Origin of the sequence: Streptomyces sp. NPDC058469 (assembly GCF_042721125.1) — a bacterium.
GTDB lineage: Bacteria > Actinomycetota > Actinomycetes > Streptomycetales > Streptomycetaceae > Streptomyces.
Genome location: NZ_JBHXME010000135.1, coordinates 19402 through 30422 on the forward strand (window position 1 = coordinate 19402; position 11021 = coordinate 30422).

General features: G+C 70.5%; 6 protein-coding genes and 3 pseudogenes. 6 read left to right on the forward strand and 3 right to left on the reverse strand.

The window, feature by feature from the left end:
* Positions 1-349: 349 nt before the first annotated feature.
* The 5 genes and pseudogenes from ACFWP5_RS39295 to ACFWP5_RS39315 all read left to right on the forward strand — a co-directional run bounded on the left by ACFWP5_RS39295 (position 350) and on the right by ACFWP5_RS39315 (position 6817).
* The gene (locus ACFWP5_RS39295; RefSeq protein WP_384168207.1) at positions 350-1357 is read left to right on the forward strand and encodes a LacI family DNA-binding transcriptional regulator; all 1008 of its coding nucleotides are present in this window, start codon (positions 350-352) and stop codon (positions 1355-1357) included.
* 155 nt (positions 1358-1512) lie between these two features.
* On the forward strand, positions 1513-4458 hold the full coding sequence (locus tag ACFWP5_RS39300; protein ID WP_384168210.1) for a glycoside hydrolase family 2 TIM barrel-domain containing protein: 2946 nt from the start codon (positions 1513-1515) through the stop codon (positions 4456-4458).
* Between the two features lie 62 nt (positions 4459-4520).
* Positions 4521-4910 (forward strand): glycoside hydrolase N-terminal domain-containing protein, encoded by a 390-nt coding sequence (locus tag ACFWP5_RS39305; protein WP_384168225.1) that lies wholly within the window; start codon positions 4521-4523, stop codon positions 4908-4910.
* Positions 4900-5945 (forward strand): annotated as a pseudogene (locus ACFWP5_RS39310) (glycoside hydrolase family 95 protein); the annotation flags it as partial. The gene ACFWP5_RS39305 and the pseudogene ACFWP5_RS39310, both read left to right, overlap by 11 nt.
* A gap of 110 nt (positions 5946-6055) precedes the next feature.
* The gene (locus ACFWP5_RS39315) at positions 6056-6817 is read left to right on the forward strand and encodes a glycoside hydrolase family 95-like protein (protein ID WP_384168213.1); all 762 of its coding nucleotides are present in this window, start codon (positions 6056-6058) and stop codon (positions 6815-6817) included.
* A 15-nt stretch (positions 6818-6832) separates the two neighbouring features.
* Here the strand turns inward: ACFWP5_RS39315 and ACFWP5_RS39320 are convergent, their stop codons facing one another.
* Positions 6833-8368 (reverse strand): sigma-70 family RNA polymerase sigma factor, encoded by a 1536-nt coding sequence (locus ACFWP5_RS39320; protein WP_384168216.1) that lies wholly within the window; start codon positions 8366-8368, stop codon positions 6833-6835.
* A gap of 188 nt (positions 8369-8556) precedes the next feature.
* On the opposite strand from ACFWP5_RS39320, the gene ACFWP5_RS39325 reads away from it, so the two are divergent.
* Positions 8557-10011, forward strand: a complete 1455-nt coding sequence (locus tag ACFWP5_RS39325) for an alginate lyase family protein (protein ID WP_384168219.1) — start codon at positions 8557-8559, stop codon at positions 10009-10011.
* Between the two features lie 185 nt (positions 10012-10196).
* Here ACFWP5_RS39325 and ACFWP5_RS39330 read toward each other — a convergent pair.
* Positions 10197-10471, reverse strand: a pseudogene (locus ACFWP5_RS39330) (TetR family transcriptional regulator); the annotation flags it as partial.
* Between the two features lie 212 nt (positions 10472-10683).
* Positions 10684-11021 (reverse strand): annotated as a pseudogene (locus ACFWP5_RS39335) (hypothetical protein); the annotation flags it as partial.

Genomic DNA, 11021 nt, shown 5'->3' on the forward strand with positions numbered 1-11021 from the left:
TGACGGGGAGCGGGCACGGCGCGGCCGTGGGGAGGGCGCGTGGAATTCCCGCCTGACTGCGGTGGGGACAGTGGAATCGCGGGCCGTCGAAATCGGCTCCGCCTCACTCGGTGAAGCAACAAAGCTCTGTCACAGCACGGTTTTTGACCGGTCAAATGCCGCTGCCGAGTGACGTTAACTATGTGTGTCGGGAGCGTCAAGAGGTCACGCACAACCGGTTTCTTCCGCCATCAGGAGGCTCACAAAGAGGCTTCTGGGCACCTTGACCCGCCTCGGAAGGCGCTGCAAGAATCCGGAACACAGATGATTTTACCGGTCAAACGAGAGGTGGACCCGCCCCGTGGTCACCATGGCCGACGTCGCGCAGCGCGCCGGCGTCACCAAGCAGACCGTCTCCAACGTGGTCCGGGGGCGCACGGTCGTCAGCCCCGAGACCAGGGCGAGAGTCGAGGCCGCGATCGCTGAACTGGGGTACACACCCAACCTGGTGGCCCGGAGCCTGTCCACGGGCACCACCATGACCATCGGCTTCATCGTGCCCACCATCGCCAACCCCTTCTACTCGGAGGTGGTGGAAGAGGTGGAGATGCTGCTGGAGGAGCGTGGTTACCACCTGTTGCTGGCCACGACACGAGGCGACGGGGACCGTGCCCGGCGTCAACTGGCCACCCTCTCCAACCGGTCGGTGGACGCGCTTCTGGTGGCCGGCGACTTCGAGATCGGCGAACAGCTGTCCTCGCAGGGCGAGTTGGAGTTGCCGGTCGTGCTGTGCGCCTGGGAGATCGATCCGCCGGACACGCTGCCCGTGGTCACCATCGACTACGAGAAGGCCGGGTATCTGGCCGGGCGGCACCTCCGGGAGCTCGGCCACCGGCAGTTGGCGGTGATCGCGGACCTCCCGGCACACCGGGTGCGGGTGGCCGGCGTCCGGCGGGCCTTCGCCGAGGACGGGATCACGGTCCCCGACGACCTGGTGTTCACGGCACCGGGAGCGACACCCGAGTCCGGTTATGAGGCGGCACTGCGAGCCCTGTCGCAGCTCCGTGCGACGGAGCCCGTGACGGCCGTGTTCACCTCCACCGACGCCATCGCCCTGGGGGTGATGGAGGTCTGCCGGCACCAGGGACTTCGGGTGCCGGAGGACATCTCGGTCGTCGGCATCGACGACATCCCCCAGGCGGCACACGCCCATCCGCCCCTGACCACGGTGGCCCTACCGAAGCGGCAAATGGCCAGGGAAGCCACCGAGTTGCTGTGGCGAGGCATCGCCAACAGCAGGCCGACGGCCCCGTCCCTGACCCTCCTGCGGCCCGAAGTCGTACCGCGCGCGAGTTCAGCACCGCCCGGCATCCACTGACTTCCGGTGCGGCGTCGAGAGCGCCGCCCCGCCCGGAAACCCCACGCGTCGGTCTCTCCCCGCCCGGCGCGTGCACCGCCATGCCCGCGCACTCTCCCGCCTCTTGCTGCCCGCGGGAGCGCGCACCGTCAACTGCCTGAAAGAAGGCCCCTGTTGTGACGAGTGAGCCCACCGCACACGACTACCTGGAGAGCTTCTCACCGGGCCGCGGCCGCGAGCGGCCCCGGGCCGCCTTCACCTCCGACGCCCCCGCACTGGATCTGACCGGAACCTGGCGCTTCCACCTGGCCGCAGGGCTGCCACAGGTCGTCGACGGTTTCCAGGAAGCCGGGTTCGACGACAGCGACTGGGACACGATCCCGGTGCCGTCCTGCTGGCAGATGGAGGGGCTGCCGGACGAGCCTCGCTTCGGGCCGCCCGCGTACACCAACCAGGTCTATCCGTTCCCGGTGGATCCGCCGCACGTACCGGACGCCAACCCGACCGGCGAGTACCGCCGCGAGTTCCTCCGCCCCGACAACTGGCCCGCGGGCCGCACCCTGTTGCGCTTCGAGGGTGTCGACTCCTGTTTCGCCGTCTGGCTCAACGACATCCTGCTCGGCGACGGCAAAGGCAGTCGTCTGCCCACCGAGTTCGACGTCACCGACGCCCTGCGGCCGGGTCGCAACGTCCTCGCGGTCCGGGTGCACCAGTGGTCGTCCGGCAGTTACCTGGAGGACCAGGACATGTGGTGGCTGTCGGGGATCTTCCGCCCCGTCACCCTGATCTCGCGACCCGTCGGCGCCCTGACCGACTTCTTCGTGCACGCCGACTACGACCACATCACCGGCGACGGCACCCTCTCCGTGCGGGCCGACGGCCCGGCCCTGCTGACCGTCCCCGCCCTGGGCATCGTCGACGCCGACCCTGCGGGACCGCATCACGCCCCCGGCGTCGATCCCTGGTCCGCCGAGCAACCACACCTCTACGAGGGCGAGTTGGTGACCGACGGCGAGCGGATCCCCCTGCGGATCGGCTTCCGCCGGATCGAGGTGAAGGACAGCGTCATCCTCGCCAACGGGCGGCCCCTGCTCTTCCGCGGCGTCAACCGCCACGAGTGGCACCCCGACACCGGGCGCACCCTCAGCCACGAGGACATGCTCACGGACGTACTCCTGATGAAGCGTCACAACATCAACTCCGTCCGTACGAGCCACTATCCGCCGGACTCCGCGTTCCTCGATCTGTGCGACACCTACGGCCTGTGGGTCGTCGACGAGTGCGACCTGGAGACGCACGGCTTCGGGCTGGTCGGCTGGAAGGGCAATCCGAGCGACGACCCGCGCTGGCACGAGGCGTATCTCGACCGGATGCGCCGCATGGTCGAACGCGACAAGAACCACCCCAGCGTGGTCATGTGGTCGCTCGGCAACGAGGCGGGCACCGGCACGAATCTCGCGGCCATGGCCGCCTGGGCGAAGCACCGCGACCCGGACCGGCTCATCCACTACGAGGGCGACTACAACTGCCCGTACACCGACGTCTTCAGCCTGATGTACGCCGACCACAGCGAGGTGGGTCTCCTGGGACGAGGCCAGGAGGCGGTAGCCGATGACCCGTCGCGGGACGCGCGACGCCGTAGGCTGCCGGTCATCCTCTGCGAGTACGCGCACGCCATGGGCAACGGCCCGGGCGGTCTGAGCGAGTACCAGGAACTCTTCGAGACCTACCCCCGGCTGCACGGCGGCTTCGTCTGGGAGTGGATCGACCACGGCGTCCGGCGCCGAACCCCAAAGGGCCGCGAACACTTCGCGTACGGCGGCGACTTCGGCGAGCCGGTGCACGACGACAACTTCTGCTGCGACGGGCTGGCCTTCGCCGACCGCACCCCCTCCCCCGGCCTCACCGAGTACAAGAAGGCCGTGGAGCCGGTGCGGATCACCGTCGACACCACGTCGAGGACGGTACGCGTCCGGAACCTGCTGCACACCCTGGACACCGCCCATCTGCGGTTCCGCTGGTCGGTCGAGGACCACGGACAGCCGCGCGGTGACGGGGAGTTGGCGGTACAGCCGGTACCTGCGGGCGCCGACGGGGAACTGCCCTGGCCCGAGACGCTCACCAAGCTCTGCGACGCGCCCCTGGAGGACGGCGAGGAGCGGTGGGTCACCGTCGTCGCTGAGCTCGCGGAGGACGAGTCGTGGGCGCCGGCCAGGCATGAGATCGCCTGGGACCAGGCCGCCATCGTGGGCCCCGCCCCGCAAGCTCCCCCGGCGGTCCGGCCCATGGTCCCGGTCCTCGCCGACGGCACGTACACCCTCGGGCCCGCGGTCTTCGACGCCGTGTCCGGAACGCTGACCGCACTGGGCGGCCTCCAAGTCGACGGGCCCCGCCTCGACTTGTGGCGCGCCCCCATCGACAACGACCTGCGCACCTGGAACGGCCCCCTCGCCGAGGCATGGCGCAAGGCGGGCCTCGACCGCCTCGAACACCGTCTGATCGGCCTCCGCCCGCACGACGGCGGCCTGGAGGTCATCACGCGCACCGCTCCCGCGGGCGCCGACTTCGCCATGCGTACGGTCTTCCGCTGGGCCGCCGACGCCGAGGACCCCGGCCTGCTCCAACTCGCCCTGCACACCGAGCCCGTGGGCACCTGGCCCTGCCCGCTCCCCCGCATCGGCATCCGCATGGCGCTCCCGGGGGACATCGAGACGGTCGACTGGTTCGGGCTCGGCCCCGGCGAGGCGTACTCCGATACCACCGCCGCCGTCCGCGTCGGGCACTTCGGCGCCGCCGTCGACGACCTCCAGACGCCGTACGTCCTGCCGCAGGAGAACGGCAACCGGTGCCAGGTGCGCCACGCCCGCCTCACCGACCCGGACGGCGTCGGGCTGACCGTCACCGGGTACCCGTACACCGATCTCACCGTGCGCCGCTGGACCAGCGAGGACCTCGACGCCGCACAGCACACCAGCGATCTGCGTCCCCGCGACCGTGTGTACGTCAACCTCGACGCCGCGCACCATGGCATCGGCAGCGGTGCCTGCGGTCCGCGCACCCAACCCCAGTTCCAACTCGACGCCCGGCCGGTGACGTTGACGCTCGGCTTCCGCCCGTACTGACGCTCTGGTACCAGCAGCCCGCAGAGGACTACCTCGCGGCGCTGCCGCTGGGCAACGGGTCCCTGGGCGCGATGGTGCACGGGCGCGCCGTACGGGAGCGCATCGACCTCAACGCCGACACCCTCTGGTCCGGCGGCCCCGGAGACCACAACGACGACGGGGCCGCCGCGCACCTTCCCGCCCTGCGCGAGGCGGTGCTCCGTGACCACGATCATGTGCGTGCCGAGGAGCTGGCCACGCGGATGCAGGGACCGTTCACGCAGGCGTACCAGCCACTGGGTGCCCTGCTGTTCGACCTGGACCACGACGGTGAAGTCACCGCGTACCGGCGGGAGTTGAACCTGACCGAAGGCATAGGCACGGTCGCGTACACCGTCGACGGCGTACGCCACACCCGGGAGTTGTTCGTGTCGGCGGTCGCGGGCTGTCCTCGCGATACGGCTGGGCTGTGACCGCCCGGCGGCACTGACCTTCACCGCCTGCCTTCACTCGGCGCACCCGGGATCGGCGCCGGGCGCGGTCATCACGGGCCGCGCCCCCGCGCAAGTGCAGTTCGAGGCCACCGGCCCCGACGCCGTCACGTACGCGCCCGATGTGGGGACCGGATTCGCCGCGGGGCTTCACGTCCAGGCCGACCGGGACGGCACTGTCGAGCGCACCCCGGACGGAGGCCTGCGCGTCACCGGAGCGACGACCGCCACCTTGCTCGTCGCCACCACGACCGGCTACCAGGGCTGGAACCACACCCCACTCGGCCCGGATTCCGGCCTGGACACCGACGTCGTACGGCAGTTGGAGACCGTCTCCGCCCTTCCGTACGAGCGACTGCGCACCGAGCACGCCGCCGATCACCGGGCCCTCCAGGGACGGACTGATCTACGCCTGGACCACGACCCGGCGCTCGACGACCTGCCGACCGACGAACGCCTCGCCGCCGTGAAGGCGGGTGCCGACGATCCGGGCCTGGACGCACCGCACTTCGCGTACGGCCGCTACCTGCTCATCGCCTCCTCCCGTCCCGGCTCCCAGCCGGCCAACCTCCAGGGCATCTGGAACACCACGGTCCAGCCGCCCTGGCAGTCCAACTGGACCACCGACATCAACCTCCAGATGAACTACTGGCACGCCGAGACCACCGGCCTGCCGGAATGCTACGAGCCGCTCTTCGACCTGATCGGCGGCCTCGCCGAGGCCGGCCGCCGCACCGCGCACGCCTACTACCGCTGCCGCGGCTGGACCGCACACCACAACGTCGACATCTGGCGCAGCGCCAACCCGGTCCAGGGCAGCCCGAGTTGGGCCAACTGCCGATGGGGGCGGCGTGGCTGTGCGCCCACCTCTGGGAGCACTACCGGTTCACCGCCGACCGCCGCTTCCTCGCCGAGCGCGCGTACCCGGCGATGCGGGAAGCCGCCGTCTTCCTCCTGGACTTCCTCGTCTTTGAAACCGACGGACGGCTCGTCACCTGTCCCTCCACCTCACCCGAGCACCGCTTCCGAGCGGCCGACGGATCACTGGTCGCCACCGGCGCAGCAAGCACGATGGACCTCTGCTCACCGGAGAACTCTTCGGGAACTGCCTCTCGGCGATTGGGGAGTTGGGCCTGCACGACGAGATCGAGGACCCGCTGCGAACCGCCCGCGAACGGCTGCGCCCGGTGGCGCACGCGGCTGGACAGCCGCTGCCCGAGTGGTCGGAGGACGTCGAACCCGAGGACCTCGGACACCGCCATCTCTCCCACCTCTACGGCCTCTACCCCGGTCCACTGGTCGACGCCGAGGGCACGCCGGAGCTGTTCGCCGCCGCCCGCGCGGCCCTGGCCCAGCGCCTCGCTCACGGCGGCGGGGGCACCGGCTGGAGCCTCGCCTGGGTCGCCGCGCTCGCGGCCAGGCTCGGTGACGGGGACCTCACCCTGCGCAGCATCAACTCCCTTCTGGCGGGCTCTACTTCGGACAACCTCTTCGACCTGCACCCGCCGGAGCTGTTCCAGATCGACGGCACCTTCGGTGCCACGGCGGCCATGGCCGAAATGCTCCTCCAGAGCCACACCGACGAACTGCGACTGCTGCCCGCGCTGCCGTCCGCCTGGCCGGGCGGCAGCGTCCGGGGACTGCGAGCCAGGGGCGGCGTCGGCGTGGACCTCGACTGGCAGCACGGCACGCTCACCGGTGCCCGGCTGACTCTCACCGCCCCGGGCCCTTACACGGTGACCGCCCCCACCGCCCGGCACTTCCTGCGGGTGACGGACAGCGAGGGCCGGCCCGTCGCGGTAGACGGCACGCCCCTGCCGGGCGGGTTCGTACGCACGGCCTTCACGGCAGACGGGACGGACCACCACGTGCGCCCTCGCCTGCGGTGACTGGCGGGGGCGCGATCAGGTCCAGGGCGCGACGACGGTGAAGGAACGGCTGGCGCGGAACGCGGCGGTGTTCTGTGTTGGGTCGACCCACAGTTGGAGGTTGTCGCGGTAACGGAGGTAGCGACCGGGGTAGTTGTACGACTCCAGGGAGACCGATCCGTCGGCGGAGCCGGGCCGGGCGCAGAAGGTGGCGTCCTTCTGGAAGACCGCCGATCCGTCGTTGGCGTCCAGCCGGATACGGAAGGCGTAGTGGCGCAGGTACCTGCCCGTCGCGTCCTTGATCGAGTAGCAGTGGGAATCGGCCAGCCCGGTGACGAATCGGAAGGTGGCCTCCTGCTTCGCGAGCCCGGAACTCGTGGCGGCGACGGGACCGAGGACGCCGAGATTGCCGGCTTCGCTCACATAGCGGCCGGACTGGTCGACCGCTCGCAGGGCGTGGCGCCCCACGAGCGTCGAGGCGGCCGTCGGCGTCGGGGTTGCGGATGTCGTCGGGGTCGGCGGTACAGACGAGGCGGTGGGTGATACCGGAGCCTGGTTCTGGACCTGAGCCGCGTGTGGTCGTACGGGCGCGTCGGACCGCGTGTAGGCATACAGAGCGCCACCACCCGCGAGGACCGCCGCCCCTGCCGTCAGCGCCGCCACCGGCTTGGCCGCCAACTTGCCCAGCAGCTGTCCCACCCGGCCCACGCTGCCGGAAGCGTGCGCGGTCCCACCCATCGCCGCCGAGGCCGAGGGCATCGACTTGGCCAGCAGCAGGCCCGCCAGACCAATCGGCACCGGCACCAGCGCGAACCCGCCCAACAGCCCCTCCGTCGGCACGAGTTCGGAGGTGTTGAACAGGCATCGCGGGCAGTCGCGGACATGGCGCGCCAGCCGCTTGCGCCACCGTGCGGCCGGACGGCCGTCCCAGGAGGTCAGCTGCGCCTGAAGCTCCGCACAGCGCGGCGATGTGGCCAGGGCCCGCACCACGGCCCGCGCGGACTCAAGCCGCTCCTTGACCCGCTGCACCCGTACCGCGGCATGCTGCGGCGCGAGTTCGCAGGCCGCCGCGAGTTCGGCGCGGGTCAGCTCCCCGGCGGCCTCCAGCCACCACAGCGAGAGCACCTCGCGTTCCTCGTCCTCCAGCCAACGGGTCGCCTCCACCGCCTCGCGCCGCTGCCCCGACAGGGCCAGCCGGAGAATGGCCAGATCCGCGAAGTCCGCCTCCGGGGCCACCTCCTGGACGGCCTCGTCCGGCACTTCCGCCTGCGGCCGGGCCTGTCGGCCGCGCCACCGGTCGCGAACCTGCCGTACGGCGATGGCGACCAGCCAGGAGCGGAACCGCTCCGGGTCCTCCAGGCCCGAGAGCCCGTCCAGGGCTCGCAGCATCGTGTCCTGGACCACGTCGTCGACGTCGCTGTGCCCGTCGAGGGCCCGCCCGACGATGTTGTAGACCAACGGCAGACAGCCCCGCACGAGGTGCTCCAACGCCTCCGGGTCACCGGCCCGCGCCGCCACGACCACCGCGACATCCGACCGCTCCCGCACGTCCTGCGAGCGAACCCGTCCCACCTTGTCCCGCCCCACCTCGTCGACGAACGCCTGATGCTGACGTTCCGAAGGGTGGCAGTGTGCCAGAGCCGTTCGAGATTCCCTTCCGCGGTTCTGTTATCCACGATCCGCTCGCACGTCTCCTGCTGCGTACGGCCGAATCCGACAGGAGCCAATCAGTGTCAGTGAGCCAGAACAACAGTCGCCCGATGATGAGCCGACGCAGCGTGCTGCGGGTCGCGGGAGCAGCCGGAGCGGCGGGCATCGGGGCAGCCACCGTCGGTGCCGGAGCCGCTCCGGCCGTGGCAAGCGCCTCATTCGTACATCCGGGACTGCTGCACACGCAGGCCGACTTCGACCGTATGGCCGCCAAGGTGAAGGCGGGCGTCGGCCTGTGGAAGGCGGGCTACGCCAAGCTGGCGGGCAACCCGCGCTCGGCGAGCACCTGGAAGGCGAACCCGCTCGCGACGGTGATACGCGGCGCCACCGGCGACAACGTCAGCACGCTCGCCTTCGACATCGCCGCCGCCTACCAGAACGCGCTGCGCTGGAAGGTCACCGGCGACACGGCGCACGCGGACGCCGCCCGCGACATCCTCAACGCCTGGTCGGCCGAGCTCACCGCACTCGACGGCAGCGCCGACCGGTTCATCGCGGCGGGCATCCACGGCTACCAGTTCGCGAACGCGGCGGAGATCATGCGCGGCTACAGCGGCTTCGACCTGGCCCGGTTCAAGAAGATGATGCTGAGTGTCTTCTACCCGATGAACCACAGCTTCCTCACGAACCACAACGGCGCGTATGACTCCAACTACTGGAGCAGCTGGGACCTGTTGAGCGTGGCTTCCGTGCTCGCCATCGGCATCCTCTGCGACGACCGGGCCAAGGTCGACGAGGCTGTCACGTACTTCAAGTCCGGCAAGGGCATGGGCTCCATCAAGAACGCCATCCCGTTCATCCACGCCGGGGGCCTCGGACAGATGGTGGAGGTCGGACGCGACCAGGGACACGCCCTGCTGAGCGTGGGCCTGCTGGGCACCATCTGCGAGATGGCGTGGAACCAGGGCATCGACCTCTACGGCTACGACGACAGCCGCGTCCTGAAAGGCGTCGAGTACGCCGCCAAGTGGAACCTCGGCCACGATGTCCCCTTCACCTCCTGGACCTGGCACAAGGGCGCACCCGGCTCGTGGGAGGGATGGGAGACGTTCACGGAGGCGTCCACGTGGGCCCGCGGTCAGGTGCGCCCGATCTGGGAGGGCCTCTACAACCACTACGTGAACCGCCGCGGCCTCGACGCGCCGTATGTGAGCGAAATGGCGGCCAAGGTCAGGCCCGAGGGCGGCGGCGGTGACTACGGAACCGGAGGCGGCCTCGACCACCTCGGCTTCGGCACACTGGTCTTCACCCGCGACAAGACGATCGTCACAGCCACCACACCGACTCCTTCAGCGAGTACGTCCGACACGGCGGCCTCCTCCGACACCGGCGCCGCGACCCCTGCTGCCGACGCCTCCGGCGGAACCCAGCCGCAGGGCGGCCGGGGCGATGACCTCGCCGCCACCGGCGCCGGTGGCATCGCCGCCGTAACCGCCACCGGTGTCCTCGCCATCGCGGGCGGCTTCATCGCCCTGCGCCGCAGAGGCGCCCGCGGCAGCAGCTGAACACCGGCCGACTCTGGCGGTACCCCAGGCCGAGGCCGGCCCTGGCGCTGTCGTGTGCGATGCGCACCGACGGCGCCGACCCGGCCCCTGGCACAGGCCTGCAGTGGCACCCCCTACCCGACGGCGGCTTGTTCACCGGTCGTGAGGTGGACGATGGCCATGTCGCCCGGCAGAGTCCGGTAGCGCATCGGGGCGAGATGCTCGACGTCGAGTTCCTCTTCGCTGTGCCGGATGCTGGCGTACTCCCGCTCCAGCACGGCCGTGAACAGCTGCTCCTTGCTGCGAAACAGCGGTAGATCACGCGTTTGGTGGACCGGGTGCGGTCGGCGATGGCGTCGATGCGGGCGCCTGAACAGCCAATGCGCACGGACTCCTCTGCCGCGGCCTCGCTGATCTCGGCCTGGGTCCGTGCGGCGTCTCGGGTGCGTCTGGCAGCGGGTTGTCCCTCTGCCAGTGTCAGTGGTCGACCGACGGACCCTTCGACGTTCTCGCATGGGACGCGGCCGGCGGCGTCATCGCGGTGAGCGTCTCCGGTCCGGCGTCCCCGCCTGGCGAAACGCCGCACCGTGCGTCCACGCGCTGTCGTTCTGCGGGAGCCCGCCCGCCACATGCACGACGTCCCGGGCACGCTCGTCGCGCGCCCGGGACGTTCCGCCGCGGCGGCCGCTTTCCTTACACCGCGGCGATGCCCTCCATGCCGGATGCGGCGAAGGCGGGCAGTCCTGTGACCGTCGTGATCTTGGTGAGGGCGCCGGTGCGCCCGACACGGAAACCGTCGACGGTGCCGGAGGTCGCGTTCTGGACGTAGACGAACTTGTCGGCGGCGACGGCGAGGTCGATGACGCCCTGGGACGTTCCGGACGGCGCGGCGGCGATACCGGCCTCGTTGGTCAGAGCCAGACGACCGTGCGCGTCCTGGCGGTAGCCACTGACGGTGGAGTTGCCGGTGTTGCCACCGTAGAAGAAGTCACCGGCCCGCTCCAGCCAGCACAGGACCATCTGCCCGTTCG

Coding starts and splice junctions, on each gene's coding strand:
- ACFWP5_RS39325 (WP_384168219.1), top strand. CDS start 8,557: ATGATGAGCCGACGCAGCGTGCTGCGGGTCGCGGGAGCAGCCGGAGCG.
- ACFWP5_RS39295 (WP_384168207.1), top strand. CDS start 350: ATGGCCGACGTCGCGCAGCGCGCCGGCGTCACCAAGCAGACCGTCTCC.